Annotated in this window: 12 protein-coding genes; 11 read left to right on the plus strand and 1 reads right to left on the minus strand. The window is 45.6% G+C overall.

The window, feature by feature from the left end:
• Window positions 1–457: 457 nt before the first annotated feature.
• The 4 genes from nirB (at window position 458) to L3V35_RS21375 (ending at window position 7,051) form a co-directional block, all read left to right on the plus strand.
• A complete protein-coding gene (gene nirB, locus L3V35_RS21360; RefSeq protein ID WP_237300605.1) occupies window positions 458–3,040 on the plus strand; it encodes a nitrite reductase large subunit NirB in 2,583 nt (860 codons plus the stop codon).
• Window positions 3,041–3,120: 80 nt separating this feature from the next.
• Window positions 3,121–3,465 (plus strand): nitrite reductase small subunit NirD, encoded by a 345-nt coding sequence (nirD, locus tag L3V35_RS21365; RefSeq protein WP_171307911.1) that lies wholly within the window; start codon window positions 3,121–3,123, stop codon window positions 3,463–3,465.
• A 142-nt stretch (window positions 3,466–3,607) separates the two neighbouring features.
• Window positions 3,608–5,077: a NarK family nitrate/nitrite MFS transporter gene (locus L3V35_RS21370; protein ID WP_237300606.1), complete on the plus strand. Its 1,470-nt coding sequence runs from the start codon at window positions 3,608–3,610 to the stop codon at window positions 5,075–5,077.
• A gap of 183 nt (window positions 5,078–5,260) precedes the next feature.
• Window positions 5,261–7,051 carry a bifunctional protein-serine/threonine kinase/phosphatase gene (locus L3V35_RS21375; protein ID WP_237300607.1) on the plus strand — a complete coding sequence of 597 codons (1,791 nt, stop codon included), beginning with the start codon at window positions 5,261–5,263 and terminating at the stop codon, window positions 7,049–7,051.
• Between the two features lie 78 nt (window positions 7,052–7,129).
• Here the strand turns inward: L3V35_RS21375 and cra are convergent, their stop codons facing one another.
• Window positions 7,130–8,134, minus strand: coding sequence for a catabolite repressor/activator (gene cra, locus L3V35_RS21380; RefSeq protein WP_029224924.1), 1,005 nt, complete (start codon window positions 8,132–8,134; stop codon window positions 7,130–7,132).
• Window positions 8,135–8,519: 385 nt separating this feature from the next.
• Between cra and fruB the strand changes: the two genes are divergently transcribed.
• The 7 genes from fruB to L3V35_RS21415 all read left to right on the plus strand — a co-directional run bounded on the left by fruB (window position 8,520) and on the right by L3V35_RS21415 (window position 16,130).
• Window positions 8,520–9,653: a fused PTS fructose transporter subunit IIA/HPr protein gene (gene fruB / locus L3V35_RS21385; RefSeq protein ID WP_237300608.1), complete on the plus strand. Its 1,134-nt coding sequence runs from the start codon at window positions 8,520–8,522 to the stop codon at window positions 9,651–9,653.
• A 9-nt stretch (window positions 9,654–9,662) separates the two neighbouring features.
• Window positions 9,663–10,640 carry a 1-phosphofructokinase gene (pfkB, locus tag L3V35_RS21390; RefSeq protein ID WP_108092533.1) on the plus strand — a complete coding sequence of 326 codons (978 nt, stop codon included), beginning with the start codon at window positions 9,663–9,665 and terminating at the stop codon, window positions 10,638–10,640.
• 15 nt (window positions 10,641–10,655) lie between these two features.
• Complete coding sequence (gene fruA / locus L3V35_RS21395) at window positions 10,656–12,416, plus strand: PTS fructose transporter subunit IIBC (RefSeq protein WP_237300609.1); 1,761 nt, start codon at window positions 10,656–10,658, stop codon at window positions 12,414–12,416.
• A 201-nt stretch (window positions 12,417–12,617) separates the two neighbouring features.
• Window positions 12,618–13,235: a hypothetical protein gene (locus L3V35_RS21400; protein WP_237300610.1), complete on the plus strand. Its 618-nt coding sequence runs from the start codon at window positions 12,618–12,620 to the stop codon at window positions 13,233–13,235.
• 11 nt (window positions 13,236–13,246) lie between these two features.
• Window positions 13,247–14,158 carry a sterol desaturase family protein gene (locus tag L3V35_RS21405; RefSeq protein ID WP_237300611.1) on the plus strand — a complete coding sequence of 304 codons (912 nt, stop codon included), beginning with the start codon at window positions 13,247–13,249 and terminating at the stop codon, window positions 14,156–14,158.
• 8 nt (window positions 14,159–14,166) lie between these two features.
• On the plus strand, window positions 14,167–14,838 hold the full coding sequence (locus tag L3V35_RS21410) for a response regulator transcription factor (RefSeq protein ID WP_237300612.1): 672 nt from the start codon (window positions 14,167–14,169) through the stop codon (window positions 14,836–14,838).
• On the plus strand, window positions 14,838–16,130 hold the full coding sequence (locus tag L3V35_RS21415) for a HAMP domain-containing sensor histidine kinase (RefSeq protein WP_237300613.1): 1,293 nt from the start codon (window positions 14,838–14,840) through the stop codon (window positions 16,128–16,130). Before L3V35_RS21410 ends, L3V35_RS21415 begins: the two co-directional genes overlap by 1 nt.
• Window positions 16,131–16,142: the final 12 nt, after the last annotated feature.

Raw genomic sequence — 16,142 nt, forward strand, 5'->3', positions numbered from 1 at the left:
ATAACTCAAACCAAGCAAATAGCACGCCACTTAACACCACTCGACAAAATTGAAATATTTTTATTTAAAAACAACAGCTTAATTAAATGCAAAATATCAACGCTGAACAAAATTGAACTTAACCAAGATAGAAACTTAATTTTTGCACCATCTTGCAGAAAGTTGCACCACAAACGCTCATTTATATAAATCTAACAAAAATTTTACATACCACTTTAGGGGTAATTACGTGCCACCCTAAATTTTTAAAACATTGAAATATATAAGTTAAATTTTATTTGAATGAACAACTCGCAATCTGGCACCCTCCTTGCTCCACTAAAAACCAAGACTTAGAAAAAACATTTTTGTTTTTCTTGATGATTATGAATTGAGTGGAATCTCAACCCGGTATTCATCTGCTAACGACTAGAAATTAGATGCTAGTGATGGTGACGCCGAGAATAAGGAATGGATTATGAGCAAGAAGAAAATCGTCGTTGTTGGTAACGGCATGGTTGGACACAAATTTATCGACAACATCCTGCAATCAGATAGTGATGAGTTTGATGTTATTACTTTCAGTGAAGAGCCAAGGTTGGCATACGACCGTGTTCAGTTGACCGCTTACTTCAAGCGCGGAAATGCTGATGATTTAGCATTAACCAGCGAAGAGTATTACCAAAGCAATGGCGTCAATTACCTTCTCAACGCGAGAGTCGCTCAACTGGATACTGAAAATAAGTGCGTTGTGACGGAATCGGGACATACCGAGAGTTATGACACATTGATTCTAGCGACCGGTTCATTCCCTTTTGTTCCCCCTATTCCCGGTAACGACCAAGAACACTGCCACGTTTATCGCACCATCGAAGATTTAGACGCCATTGAATTATCAAGCAAAGGCAGCAAATCTGGCGTGGTGATTGGTGGCGGCCTGCTTGGCTTAGAAGCCGCAAACGCAGTCAAAAACCTTGGCTTAGAAACCCATGTGGTTGAATTCGCGCCTCGCTTAATGGCCGTTCAATTAGATGACGGTGGCGGTGCGCTTTTACGCAGAAAAATTGAAGACCTTGGTGTGCAAGTTCACACCGAGAAGGCAACCTCTGAGATAGTTGCGGGTGAAAACGCTCGCTACAGAATGAACTTTGCAGACGGCACCCACCTTGAAACCGATATGATTGTGTTCTCTGCGGGTATTCGTCCTCAAGATGCCCTAGCTCGTAGCTCTGATATTGCCATTGGTGAACGTGGCGGCATCGTGATTAACGATCATTGCCAAACCAACATCGACAATGTGTATGCGATTGGTGAATGTGCCCTTTGGGACAACAAGATCTTCGGCTTAGTGGCGCCTGGCTATTCAATGGCGAAAGTCGCCGCAGCGCATATCATCTCTGATGGAGCGAGCGACACTTCGTTTACTGGTGCCGACATGAGCACCAAGCTCAAACTACTTGGTGTTGATGTAGCAAGTATTGGTGAAGTACACGGCCAAACAGAAGGCGCTCAATCGTATACTTATAACGACGAAATTGAGCAAGTTTATAAGCGCCTTATCATCTCAGCGGACGGTAAAAAGATTGTCGGTGCGGTATTGGTGGGTGACGCCGAAGCTTACGGGTCACTACTTCAAATCAAACAAAATGATATGCCTCTTCCTGAAAATCCATCCGTGCTTATTCTGCCAAACCTCGCGGACGATTCTGGCTCAGCAATGGGCGTTGAAGCTCTGCCTGATAGCGCCGTGATTTGTTCATGTTTTGATGTGACCAAAGGCGATATCAAGGACGCCGTATCTGCTGGCTGCACCACCATGGCTGCATTAAAAGAAACAACCAATGCTTCAACAGGTTGTGGTGGTTGTTCTGCGCTTGCTAAACAAGTTTTAGACAGTGAACTAAGCAACCTTGGTGTGGAAGTCTCTAACGATATCTGTGAGCACTTTGCGTATTCTCGTCAAGAACTTACCGACATTATCCGCGTCAACAAAATCAAGACATTCGATGAGCTATTGGATTCTCATGGCAATGGATTGGGCTGTACCGTGTGTAAACCGGCTGTTGGTTCTATTCTGGCTTCTTACTGGAATGATTACATCCTCGAAGATCAACACATCGAACTGCAAGACACCAACGATATCTACCTCGGCAACATGCAAAAAGACGGCACTTATTCAGTTGTGCCACGTATTGCAGGCGGGGAAATCACCCCTGACAAATTGATCGTGCTTGGCGAAGTCGCGAAAGAGTTCGACCTTTACACCAAAATCACCGGTGGTCAGCGTGTCGATTTGTTTGGTGCACAGCTTAACGAACTGCCTATCATCTGGAAAAAGCTGATTGACGCAGGTTTCGAAACAGGCCACGCCTACGGTAAGTCGGTTCGTACTGTTAAGTCGTGTGTGGGTAGCACTTGGTGCCGATACGGTATCGACGACAGCGTAGGCTTAGCGATTCGACTAGAGAACCGCTACAAAGGGCTGCGCTCGCCACATAAAACCAAGTTTGCAGTTTCTGGCTGTACTCGTGAATGTGCAGAAGCGCAATCGAAAGACTTCGGCATTATCGCAAGCGACAAAGGTTGGAACCTCTACATCTGTGGTAACGGCGGTATGCGCCCTCGCCATGGTGACCTTTTCGCTACCGACCTTGATGAAACCACCCTTCTGCAATACATAGACCGCATTCTGATGTTCTACACACGTACCGCAGATCGCCTACAACGTACATCAGTATGGATGGAAAACCTTGAAGGCGGCATTGAATACCTCAAACAAGTCGTGATTGAAGACAAGCTCAATGTTGTTGAAGAACTTGAAGCAGATATCGCCCTCAATATCGAAAAATATCAGTGTGAGTGGAAAACCACCATCGAAAACCCTGAAAAGATGAAACGCTTCCAGCACTACATCAACAGCGAAGAGATGGACACTAGCCTTTCATTCATCAAAGAACGAGAGCAGCGTTTCCCTAAGCCGAGCTTGAGCGATTCATCTGAGAAAGTTCGAAATGAAGCCCTCACCAATTCTGAACAAATTGAAGTTACCGAAGTGTCGTAGATGCCTTTCGTCTGTCATCGCAACTACGCCACTTAACCGAATAATGATTATAAAGCTCATCTTTTGACTAGGAGAAAGTCATGAAAAATTGGACAACCGTATGCAGCACTAGAGATTTAACCCCAAATGGTGGCATTTGCGCCAAAGTTGAAGATAACCAAGTGGCTATCTTTTACTGCAAGCGCAGCGACACGCTTTATGGGCTCTCTAATTACGACCCTATCGGCAAAGCGAATGTGATGTCACGTGGTATCATTGGTTCATTAAGCGGTGAGCCTTACGTAGCTTCGCCCTTATACAAGCAGCATTACCACTTAGAAACTGGCGCATGCCTTGAACAACCCGAACTCAAGCTCGTTAAATTTGAAGTTCGCAAGCAAGGTGAACACGTACAAGTTCTCGCACCGCTTGCTATCGCCAGTTAACTAATCGCCGACATCATCATATAAACGCTTTATCAGCGTAAGCAATTTCGGTACAGGGTTTAGCCACATTAATGCGTTCGAATTTCGGAAGTAACGCACGAGCTAAAGCCGGGTAATTTTCCAGATTTAAAGGATTTAAACCATGGATAACACAAAATTTTCGCTGCTTTCATTTAAGGGTAAGATGAAAACCTTACACCTAAGCTGGATGGCCTTTTTTATCACCTTTGTTGTGTGGTTCAACTTTGCCCCACTACTGCAAATGGTAAAAACTTCGCTCGGTCTTTCTACTGAAGAGATCAAAACACTGCTTATTCTCAACGTTGCATTGACCATTCCGGCGCGTGTCGCAGTGGGTATGTTAACCGACAGATACGGCCCAAGATTGGTCTACTCTTCGCTACTCGCAATCTGTTCAATCCCTTGTTTTATGTTTGCGATGGCAGACTCTTTCATTCAAGCGGCTATTGCACGTTTCCTATTAGGTTTCATTGGCGCAGGCTTTGTTGTTGGTATTCGCCTTGTGTCTGAGTGGTTCCCACACAATGAACTGGGTACAGCAGAAGGTATTTACGGCGGTTGGGGTAACTTCGGTTCAGCAGCGGCAGCATTCACGCTTCCAACTCTCGCTCTAGCATTTGGTGGCGAAGATGGTTGGCGTTATGCGGTCGGTATTACTGGCCTTATGAGCTTAGCGTTCTCGTTTGTCTTCTACAAAAACGTAACGGATACACCAAAAGGTTCTACTTACTTCAAGCCTGCTCAAGTAACAGCAATGGAAGTGACATCAAAGGGTGACTTTTTCTTCCTACTTATTATGAAGATCCCGATGTATGCCGCTCTTGCACTACTGACATGGAAACTATCGCCAACCAACATCAACATGCTGTCTGACATGGCGGTTTACTCTGTGTATGCAGGTTTAGCTGCGCTTTACGTGTACGAAGTGTCGCAAGTTTGGAAAGTGAACAAAAACGTATTTAAAGAAGAGGTGCCAGAGATTCACAGATACAAATTCAAGCAAGTTGCTGTGTTGAACGTATTGTACTTCGCGACATTTGGTTCTGAACTGGCTGTTGTTTCTATGCTGCCACTGTTCTTCTCTGATACCTTTGAATTAACACCGGTTCTTGCAGGTATGGTTGCATCGGCTTATGCCTTTATGAACCTAATGTCTCGCCCAGGTGGTGGTTGGATTTCAGACAAATTCGGTCGTAAACCAACACTGCTTATTCTAACGATTGGTCTTGCTGTAGGTTACTTCGCAATGGGTCAAGTCGACAGCACATGGCCTGTATGGCTAGCGGTTGTCGCAGCGATGGCGTGTTCTTTCTTCGTGCAAGCGGGTGAAGGTGCAGTATTCGCAACAGTTCCTCTAATCAAGCGTCGTATGACAGGTCAAATTGCAGGTATGACTGGCGCTTACGGTAACGTGGGTGCTGTGGTTTACCTAACTGTGCTTTCATTCGTAAGTTACCAAACGTTCTTCTTAGTGATTGCTGCAACAGCGGTACTTGGCTTTGTAACTCTACTGTTCATGGAAGAGCCTAACGGTCAAATCGCCGAAGTGAACGACGATGGCAGTGTCACGCTGATTAATGTTTCAAACTAGTCTCAGTACTATGAAGCATTGATATTATTGAATCGGGAGAAGCACCTTAGCAGATACATCAAAGCTAGGTGCTTCGTTCAAAGGCTCTAAGTTCACTAGAGCTTTTGTTCTTTCTCAGATGTGCTCTCAAGCAGATGAGAAAACGGCCAGTTAAGAAGACGACAGTTAAGAAGAAGACCAGTTATGACAATTTCATTCAGCCAAGGACAAGTCACCACGCCAGAGTCAAACAACCAAATGACGCTGAAGTTTGGTGGTTACTCAAATAAAGGCATTCGTGATGAAAACCAAGATGCCATAATTGTAAAACACCCAAAAACTCGCGCTGAGCAAGAGTTAAAAGGCAGTGTTGCCTGCATAGCCGATGGTGCCAGTTGCAGTGAACATGGCCAAAAAGCCAGCCACACCAGCGTGATGCAGTTTATTGATGACTACTACGCCACTCCAAAAAGCTGGAGCATTCAGCGCTCGGCGCAAAAGGTCTTAACCTCGCTCAATTCTTGGCTCTTCAACACGTCTGTTTCTAATATTCACCCCGCACAACAAGTGAACCACAATGCCCTAGTTTCGACTTTTAGCAGCGTCATTCTAAAATCCAACACCGCGCATATATTCCACGTTGGCGACAGTCGCATTTACTTACTAAGAGATGGAGAATTACGCCAACTGACCCGCGACCACACCCGTAAAAATATGGGGCAAAAGCATTATCTAACACGCGCCTTAGGCATGGATAACCAACTCAACGTTGACTATCAAACGCTTCCTATTAAGAAAGACGACTGCTTCATCCTAACATCTGACGGCGTACACGAGTTTGTCTCGCCTAACACATTCAAGGATCACATCGACAAACCCGGAGCGGATTTTGAATACGCTGCACAAACGATCTGCAATGCCGCTTTAGGCTACAATAGTTCCGATAACGTGAGCTGCTTGATTGTGCAAGTCAGTCACCTTCCTAAACCATCACTTATTGAATTCCATGAAAAGCTTGCCAAGCGCGCTATCCCACCCGCTTTAAAGCTTGGGCAAAGCATCGACAACTATATGGTACTCGAGGTGTTGTATGCAGGGTCAAGAAGCCATGTATACCGTGTGATGCAGAAAGAGACACAAACCGAATTCGTCTTGAAAGTACCGTCGGTTCAATACCACGATAACCTAGCACAATTGAGCACCTTTTTTAACGAACAATGGGCAGGGATCCTGCTGAACAACAAGAAAGTAATGAAGGTCTACCCGACGCCAGAACACTCGCAATTCCTATATCAAATCTGCGAATGGGTAGAAGGCATCACGCTGAGACAGTGGATGTACGACAATCCAAAACCTTCACTCAAACAGGTGCGCGATATACTCGATAAAATCACACAAGGTATCCGAGTGCTACAACGTGCAGATATGGTACACAGAGACTTAAAACCTGAAAACATCATGATTCAACGCGATGGCGAGATTAAAATCATCGACCTTGGGGCTGTGTTAGTAAGAGGTATTGAAGAAGGAAGTAAATCAGAGCAAGACTCGGTGCCGTTGGGGGCCGTTAATTACATTGCACCGGAAACCATAAAGCACAATACCGCGACCACAAGTTCGGATCTGTTCTCTATCGCGGTCATCGGGTATGAAATGCTCACAGGCGAACTGCCCTATCCTGAGATGTCTGCACAATCGCTCAAGCAATCTCGTCACCATCAATGGGAATACCAATCGCTGACACAAAAACGTACTGACATACCAGCTTGGGTCGATTTGGTTTTGCAAAAAGCCTGTGCCGAATCGCCAAACGAACGTCATCAAGTATTGGGAGATTTTGTGGCCGACCTTTACACACCTAACCAAAGCTTGGTGAAAAGCAAAGCCAACCAACCTTTGATAAACCGAAATCCAATCCAGTTTTGGAAAGTGTTGGCTTTGTTGCTCGGCATTGTTGCGGTCGTAGAACTGGGTTTATTGTTAAACCCAAGCTAGATACGTTTACGAATTAGCCTAATCTAACCTAGCTTAATCTAAACAAAACGAGTCTAGTCTCGTATAAACTAATGGCACTTAGCCTCGTCTAACTAAGCTTCTTGGCACTAACTCAATACCCGCTTGGTAACGTTTAGCTGAAGCATTCAAAGCAAGAGCAAAGGCACTATCCGCAATCACTTCAAACTGTTGCGGAAGTGAATGGACCTTAAAAGGCAAGAAATCGAGCAGTCGGTTATCACCAAAAGTCGCCAACTTCACTTGATTAACTAATTCTGGTTTTTCAACCATCACATCCAGTACACCTTCTAGCAAGGTGTAAGACATAGTGACAATCGCATCAGGAACCGTGCCTTTAGCAATCCACTCTTCAAAAACCGCACGCCCAGACTCTCTGTCAAAGTGTTCACCATAGCCCACAATTGTAGGTTTGCTTTCTGAGAGTCCAACCTGCTGAGCATACGCTTTGTTGGCTGCTTCAAAACCCAGTTGGCGTTCACGTGAGATATTTAGGTCTGGCAATGCACCTATCAAGCCAACGCTATGAATACTTTCATCGAGAATCGAATGGGTCAGCTCAAACGCAGCTTCGAAGTCTTCACTGATCACGCAAGCAAAGTGTTCGTCATCCAACGGACGGTCAATCGCGATCACAGGTGTACCTGAATTTTGCAGCTTCAAGTAGAACTCGTTGGCGTCTGGCATTGAACTGGCAACCAGCAAGGCATCTATACGACGGCTCACCAAAGCTTCAGCCACCTTTCGCTCAGTTTCAGCATCATCATCAGAACAACCAATCAGTATTTGATAGCCCACTTTACGTGAGTTCTGCTCTATCAATTTTGCTAAACGCGCGTAACTGCTGTTTTCCAGATCAGGAATAATCAAACCAAATGAACGGCTATTGCCAGCACGCAATGACGAAGCAGCATGGTCTGGTCGGTAGTTATACTCTTCCACCACTGCCATGACTTTCTGCTGAGTCTTTTCACTGATTCTGTATTTCTGCGCCTTGCCGTTGATGACATAACTGGCTGTGGTTTTCGATACTCCAGCCAGTTTAGCAATTTCATCAAGTGTCATATGGGTAACCTGTATTTTGTGCGTAGGATCATATAACCAATGATCTGATCCTCGGATTAGTTGAATTATATGCTGAATCGATTCAGTATAAAAGCTGAAAGGATTCAGCAAAATCTGAAAAGTGACATCAATCATCCTTTTGAATGGATTGAGCGTCATTTGTTGTGATTCAACTTCTCGTTATTAACGAAACTGAAATTACGACACGCAGCAAAACTATTTTGAAAACCAAAATCGGCTTTGCTGAATTTTTTTACACTAAATGCTGAACCGATTCAGCCAAGGTAAAACAAAGAGCAAAGCAACGAGTTAAACTCCATAAATCTTGCTCTAGACTGAATCGTAGCGATACACAAATTCTCAAGCGATACGCTAAAGAGGCACCATGCTTAAATTATCAAAATCTGACATCACTCTTGGTCAAACGGCCGATGACAAATTCAAAGCTATCCAGAACATTGCTGGCGACCTAACCGCGAAAGGCTTAGTGGATTCTGGCTACGTTGAAGGAATGCTGAACCGTGAAAACCAGAACTCTACGTTCCTAGGTAACGGCATCGCGATTCCTCACGGTACCACTGACACACGTGGCCTAGTAAAAGAGACAGGCGTAGCTGTTCACCACTTCCCTGAAGGCATTGATTGGGCAGACGGCAACCGTGTTTACGTAGCAATTGGTATTGCAGCTAAATCTGACGAGCACTTAGGCATTCTTAAGCAGCTAACGAAAGTGCTAGCGGCTGACGGTGTTGAAGAGAAATTAAAGCAAGCGAAATCAGAAGACGAAATCATCGCCCTACTCAATGGCGAAGTTCAACTAGAAGCCGACCTAGACGCTTCTTTAGTTCAACTGCTGTTCCCTGCGAGCGACATGGTTCAAATGTCTGCCGTTGCGGGCGGCCTACTTAAGAACACAGGTTGCACAGACAACGCATTCGTTGCTGACCTAGTAACAAAAACACCGACTCACCTAGGCCAAGGCCTGTGGTTGTTGGGTAGCGACAAAGGCGTAACTCGCACTGGCGTATCGTTCGTTTCAACGGCAAACCACTGTGAGTACGAAGGCACGCCAGTGAAAGCATTAGTCGCATTCGCCGCTTGTAACAGCGCGCACCAATCTATTTTAGCGAACCTAAGCAAAATGGTTTTCGAAGGTAAACAGCAACAACTGTTAACGGCTGATATTGCGCAAGTGATTGGTCTTCTAAAAGGTGAAGCGGTTTCTGCAGCTTCTCAAGATGATGACAACTGCGCAGTATTCAAAATCAAAAACGCACACGGCCTACACGCTCGTCCAGGTGCAATGCTGGTTGCTGAAGCGAAGAAATTCGAATCAACGATCCGCGTTTCAAACCTAGATGGTGACGGAAAAGAAGTGAACGCGAAAAGCTTGATGAAAGTAATCGCGCTTGGCGTTAAACACGGCCACCAGCTTCAGTTTGTTGCTGAAGGTGATGACGCAGCACAAGCACTTGAATCGATTGGCAAAGCTATCGCTTCAGGCCTTGGCGAAGGTTAAGGAATCGATATGTCTGATAAACAAATCAAAGCCGTTACCGTTACGCTAAACCCTGCTCTCGACCTAACTGGCGCTATCGACGCACTTAACGTGGGTTCAGTGAGCCTAGTTAACAAAGGCTCTCTACATGCGGCAGGCAAAGGCGTAAACGTAGCAAAAGTACTTTCAGAGCTTGGCGCTAAAGTGACCGTGACAGGCTTCCTTGGTCGCAATAACGAAGAAGCATTCTGCCAACTGTTCGAACAGATGGGCGCAACTGACCGCTTCATTCGTGTCGACGGCGCGACTCGTATCAACGTAAAACTGGTAGAGAACTCAGGCCAAGTTAGCGACATCAACTTCCCAGGTGTTCCTGTTGATGCTGACGTAGTTAAAGCTTTTGAAGAAACCTTATTAGAGCTTGCTGAAACACACGATTACTTCGTGATTGCAGGCAGCTTGCCACAAGGCGTATCGCCAGAGCTTTGCGCTTCTTGGGTACAACGCTTGCGTGACCTAGGTAAAAAGGTGTTGTTCGACAGCAGCCGTGACGCACTAAAAGCCGGTATCAATGCACAACCTTGGTTGATTAAACCAAACGATGAAGAGCTTTCTCAGCTATTCAACGCAGAACTGACAACACGTGACCAATGCCAACACGCAGGCCAAGCCCTGAGTGAAAAAGGCATCGATAACATCGTGGTATCACTTGGCGCAGAAGGCGTGATGTGGCTAAACCAAGGTGAATGGCTACATGCTCAACCGCCGCGTATGCAAGTGGTGAGCACGGTAGGCGCAGGTGACACATTGGTTGCTGGCCTATGTTGGGGTCACATGCAACAGATGCCAAAACCAGAACTTATTAAATTCGCAACCGCCCTATCTGCTCTAGCAGTTTCACAGGTAGGTGTGGGCATCACCAGCCAACAAGAGCTGGATTCAGTACTACAAAATATCCAATTACAGTCGCTTAGTGCTCCAACTAGCCAGTTAGACACAAGCAAATAGGACAAAAGGTTTATTATGAATATTACCATTATCACAGCTTGCCCGAGTGGCGTAGCAAACAGCATCATCGCCGCAGGCTTGTTAGAGCAAGCGACGAAAGCACTGGGTTGGAACGCCGCTATTGAATGTCAATCAAGCGTGCTACCTGACTCAACCGTATCGCAAGACACTATCGACAGCAGCGACGTTGTGGTTATCGCAGCCAACACAAACGTTGATAAAGCGCGCTTTGTCGGCAAAAAAGTGTACCAAGCGGCTATCTCTGAATGCACTGCAGATGCAAAAGCATTTCTAGAGAAAGCGGTAGCAGAAGCAACAGTATTAGACGCTTCTCAAGTTGAAAGCACTGTTGAAGTGACCGGTACCTCTCCAAACTCTTCTACAACAGCAAGTACAGGCAGCAAAAAGATCGTAGCGATTACAGCTTGTCCGACTGGTGTTGCACACACCTTTATGGCAGCTGAAGCGCTTGAAGCAGAAGGCAAACGCCTAGGTCACCAAATTAAAGTGGAAACTCGCGGCTCTGTAGGTGCGAAGAACCAACTGACAGACCAAGAAATCGCCGATGCTGATCTTGTTATCATCGCGGCAGACATCGACGTTCCTCTTGATCGTTTTAACGGCAAAGCGCTATACAAAACGACAACGGGTCCTGCGCTTAAGAAAACAAAGCAAGAGATGGAAAAAGCGTTCGCAGAAGCTAAACCATACCAACACACAGCATCTTCTAATTCAGCGCCTGCTGACGAGAAGAAAGGCGTGTACAAGCACCTAATGACTGGTGTTTCTCACATGCTTCCAGTAGTTGTTGCAGGTGGTTTGATCATCGCACTCTCTTTCGTATTCGGTATCGAAGCGTTTAAAGAAGAAGGCACACTAGCAGCAGCACTGATGACTATCGGTGGTGGTTCTGCATTCGCTCTAATGATTCCTGTTCTTGCTGGTTTCATTGCATTCTCAATTGCTGACCGTCCGGGTCTGGCTCCAGGTCTAATCGGTGGTATGTTGGCTAGCTCAACGGGTGCAGGTTTCCTAGGTGGTATCGCAGCGGGTTTCATTGCCGGTTACGCAGCGAAATTCATTGCCGACAAGGTTCAACTTCCACAATCCATGGAAGCCCTCAAGCCAATCCTGATCATTCCGTTTATCGCGAGTTTGTTCACTGGTCTTGTGATGGTTTACATCGTAGGTGGCCCTGTTTCTGGCGTGATGAGCGCAATGACCACTTTCCTAAACAACATGGGAACGTCTAACGCGATTCTTCTGGGTGTGATTCTAGGCGCTATGATGTGTTTCGACCTTGGTGGTCCAGTAAACAAAGCCGCTTACACATTTGGTGTTGGTCTACTGGCTTCGCAAACTTACGCACCAATGGCAGCAATCATGGCAGCAGGTATGGTTCCAGCTCTAGGTATGGGCCTTGCAACTTTCCTAGTGAAAGACAAGTTTGAAGCAGGCGAGCGTGAAGCAGGTAAAGCATCATTCGTTCTTGGCCTATGTTTCATCTCTGAAGGTGCAATCCCATTCGCAGCGAAAGATCCGATGCGTGTTATCCCAGCTTGTATGGCAGGTGGTGCACTAACTGGCGCACTATCAATGATGTTTGGCGCACAACTAATGGCTCCACACGGCGGCTTGTTCGTACTACTGATTCCTGGTGCTATCTCTCCAGTGCTTATGTACCTAGTGGCAATTGCAGCAGGTACGGCAGTAACAGGCTTTGGTTACGCAGCTCTTAAAAAGATGAGCAGCGATAAAGTGGAAGCCCAAGCTTAATCCCCCAAGCTCTTTAATTTAGAGCGCTTCTGATGCACTGATAATTTCAATGCAACAAATAAAACAAAGGCTCCTCATTTGAGGAGCCTTTTTTAATGAATCACCAATACTCTCTGACCAAAACAATCCCCACGGTTACCTTTTGTTTACCTCAACTCCTTTACTGTCGCTGATAAGAAAAATGACACACAAGGAATGAGCATGAAATTACTCGCTTCACTACTCACAACAGTCGGCATTACTGGCGCTGTCTGGGGGGCACTCCATATTCAGCCTGCGATTGCGTATGCATCAACTGAGCAACCAATCACTGAGTTAACAACGAACAAGTCCTCAATAAGTAAACCGCCAACAAATAAGTCCGTAGAGGTCAAACAACAGGCGACTGCAAACACGACTTATCTGCAGGGTTTAAGCAAGACAATTGCATTAGAGGATGTTCCAGAGTTGTGGGTGGACTTCTATCAGAACCTCGAATCCAATGACAAAGCAGTAACTAAACACCAGAAACAGCAACAGAAAGTCATCGTGATCTATCAAGACATCAGATCTGATTTCAGCGAAGCAACAATCACGATTGGCTTCCCTACTCAGCAATCAAAATCAAATAAAAACAAACCCTTAATTAAGGTTCCAAGCAAAGCCAAAGGCACCCTTCTGCTAGGTAAAGGCGAGCATGCTGAACAGGTACTAGCACATGCTTGGGAAGGTATCGCGATTCTAAAAGAAGTGGATATGGTTATAGAACATCACCAGCTGAATCAGCATGGGTTGCCAGATTCTAGTGAGTTATACGTCTATTATAAGAACAACCAGTAAAGGATTTAGTTATGGATTTCACTATGGATAGCATTGGGAATTTTCTCTCTCAAACATTCACAGAAACGAGCATCATCCTTACCGAGACTTGGGTAGATGACAACTTTCTATTGCTTGCTCTGGCTCTATTTATCTTTGAGCTTATCCGCTATGCCTTTAAGAAAAAGCTCAGCTGGAATATGCTGGGGGACAGCGCGACCAACTTAGTCACCTTGTTCTTCTTATTGGTTACCGTTTTCTTTGTCGGGTTAGCCTATGTTGGCGCGTTTGTTTACGCTTACGAGAACTTCAGCCTGACTCAATTACCAATATCTGGTTGGACAATTCTTGGTTGCTTGATCTTGGCCGATCTCGCGTACTACTGGGAGCATAGGTTCTTGCACAGCAACGGGTTAGCATGGGGAACGCACTCGGTTCACCATAGCTCGCCTTACTTCAATATCTCGGTCGCTTACCGCTTTGGGCCTTTAGATTGGTTCTTCCCGTTCTTCTTTCACTTACCGTTAATTCTGCTCGGCTTTAATCCGTTTGTGGTGCTGATGTGTGAAACCTTTGTGCAGCTTTATCAAACACTGCTGCACACTGAAACCGTTAAGCGCCTACCCCGCCCTGTTGAAGCGGTGTTTAACACACCTTCACACCATAGAGTGCATCACGCGACCAACAAGCAGTATCTTGACAAGAACTATGCAGGCATCTTTATCATTTGGGATCGTATGTTCGGCACCTTCGCCAAAGAAGAGGAAGAAGTCAGATATGGCGTGTTCCCGAGAATCAACTCTGTGAATCCATTTAAGGTATATTTCCACGGCTACGTTAAACTGTGCCAACAGTTATGGCACGCGCCAAATTGGAACTACCGACTACAACTTCTTATTCAACCGCCTATCTGGGCTTGGAAAAGAGAACGAGAAACAAAGTAAGGACACTTATGAGTATTAACGCCCTGCTGATTGAAGACGACAGTGACTTGGCAGAAGCCATTGCAGACTATATGGAACTCGACGGTTTCGAATTCGATTTTGCTTACAATGGCAGTACTGGGCTCAATCTTGCGCTAGAGGGGAGTTATGACATCATCTTAACGGACATCAACATGCCTAAAATGGATGGGCTTGATGTCTGTCAATCTCTTCGCCAGCAAGGTGTCACGACACCTATCCTTATGTTAACGGCAAGGGACACATTACAAGACAAAATCGCCGGGTTCGAGGTAGGTTCAGATGATTATCTAGTGAAGCCTTTTGCAATGGAAGAGCTAAAAGTAAGGCTCATGGCGCTAGTGCGTCGTTCCCAAGGCTCGGTGACTTCTCTGTCGGTGGCGGATCTCAAACTGGACTTGGACAAGCACCAAGCTGTTAGAGGCGACAAGCTATTGAAGCTCTCCCCGGTATGCTGGCGAATGCTCGTAATGTTAGTGCGAAACAGCCCTAATGTGGTGAACAAAGCCAAGCTTGAAGAAGCATGGGAAGATGAAATGCCAAGTTCTGATAGCGTTAAAGCACATTTATTTAAACTTCGCCAAGTAGTTGATGCGCCCTTTAATTCAAAGCTAATTCATACTGTACACGGCATCGGTGTCGTATTGCACGAGGAGCCATAATGAAACAGACGACGATGAATCGGGTCAGCATTAAACGTGATATCTACCTCTACTTATTTGGCATCGTCGTGTTGCTCACCGCCATCTACAGTTTGATGGTGTCTCAAAGCTACCAAATTGGCCTCAATGAATCGGCAAAGTATGGATTTCTGTATGAATTAGAAGTCGCAGAGCAACGTTACATCGAAACCGGGCAATTACCAGACTATCAAAACCCGACATTCCAAGCTTTTCTAAGCTATTCGGAACTGCCCACTAAGTTTCAACAAGCCTTTGATTGGGAAGCATTTGATAACGACGCTATTTATGACCATTGCCAGCCTTCACCTGACAATGAATCAGGGCAATACCTCTATGCCGCAAAGCATCAAGTTTCTGGTAAAGACGAAGCCTTGTACATCATTTCTGAGTACGATGAAGCCATCTACTTGAATCTGTTCGAGCTCAACCCACCCGATTCCGTGAACCAAATTAACAATGCCTTCATTGCCATCGGGGCACTCTTGCTCTTGGTGTTCTTGATCATTCGCCTTTTGATACACCGAGTCACCAAACCGATTATTACGCTATCAAAATGGTCTGAATCTCTGGATGTGGACAACACTGAAGGGCTGACTCAGTTTCGGTACAAAGAGATCGATAAGTTGGCTTCGCAACTGGTTAAAAGCGTTCAAGGCGAACGACAGGCCAATGAGCGCGAGAACTTTTTCTTAAGAGCAGCCAGCCACGAGCTAAGAACACCGATTGCGACCATTTCAGCCAGTGGCGATATGCTGGTGCGGTTGTCTGAAAGTATTCCTAACAGTGGCCAACGAGCGGTCGCGCGAATCCAACGTTCAGCCACCAACATGAAAACCTTAGTAACAACTCTGCTATGGATGAGTCGCAATAGCGAGATGGAAACCAACTACGAGCAAATCAAGCTAGAACCTTTGATCGATAACATCATCGAAAGCCAACGTTACCTTTTGAAAAATAAAGAAGTAGATATCCAAATCAAGGTTGATCAAGAAGAACATTCCCTGCCGCGCGAGTTAACTGAGGTTGTGCTCACCAACTTAGTCCGAAATGCATTCCAACACGGCGGTAGCGGAGATATTAGCATCACGCTATCAGACACTCTGTTTGAGGTAATCAACCGTTTAGAAGATGAAAACCTAGCAAACGACTCTGAACAGCAAACCTCTTTTGGTATCGGCTTAGAGCTCATTGATCGTGTTTGTCTGAACCAAGGTTGGCAGTTTACTCATGAAACTCACAACAATGAGTTCAAAGTAAAAGTTATTCTGTAGCGATTTGCCCAA

Origin of the sequence: Vibrio sp. L5-1, assembly GCF_021728315.1 — a bacterium.
GTDB lineage: Bacteria > Pseudomonadota > Gammaproteobacteria > Enterobacterales > Vibrionaceae > Vibrio > Vibrio splendidus_K.

What these genes read in the sequence shown, in the direction of transcription:
- L3V35_RS21415 (WP_237300613.1), top strand. Translation starts at nt 14,838, where the DNA reads ATGAAACAGACGACGATGAATCGGGTCAGCATTAAACGTGATATCTAC.
- cra (WP_029224924.1), bottom strand. Translation starts at nt 8,134, where the DNA reads ATGACACTTGATGAAATTGCTAAACTGGCTGGAGTATCGAAAACCACA.
- L3V35_RS21400 (WP_237300610.1), top strand. Translation starts at nt 12,618, where the DNA reads ATGAAATTACTCGCTTCACTACTCACAACAGTCGGCATTACTGGCGCT.
- L3V35_RS21410 (WP_237300612.1), top strand. Translation starts at nt 14,167, where the DNA reads ATGAGTATTAACGCCCTGCTGATTGAAGACGACAGTGACTTGGCAGAA.
- nirB (WP_237300605.1), top strand. Translation starts at nt 458, where the DNA reads ATGAGCAAGAAGAAAATCGTCGTTGTTGGTAACGGCATGGTTGGACAC.
- fruB (WP_237300608.1), top strand. Translation starts at nt 8,520, where the DNA reads ATGCTTAAATTATCAAAATCTGACATCACTCTTGGTCAAACGGCCGAT.
- L3V35_RS21370 (WP_237300606.1), top strand. Translation starts at nt 3,608, where the DNA reads ATGGATAACACAAAATTTTCGCTGCTTTCATTTAAGGGTAAGATGAAA.
- pfkB (WP_108092533.1), top strand. Translation starts at nt 9,663, where the DNA reads ATGTCTGATAAACAAATCAAAGCCGTTACCGTTACGCTAAACCCTGCT.
- nirD (WP_171307911.1), top strand. Translation starts at nt 3,121, where the DNA reads ATGAAAAATTGGACAACCGTATGCAGCACTAGAGATTTAACCCCAAAT.
- L3V35_RS21405 (WP_237300611.1), top strand. Translation starts at nt 13,247, where the DNA reads ATGGATTTCACTATGGATAGCATTGGGAATTTTCTCTCTCAAACATTC.
- L3V35_RS21375 (WP_237300607.1), top strand. Translation starts at nt 5,261, where the DNA reads ATGACAATTTCATTCAGCCAAGGACAAGTCACCACGCCAGAGTCAAAC.
- fruA (WP_237300609.1), top strand. Translation starts at nt 10,656, where the DNA reads ATGAATATTACCATTATCACAGCTTGCCCGAGTGGCGTAGCAAACAGC.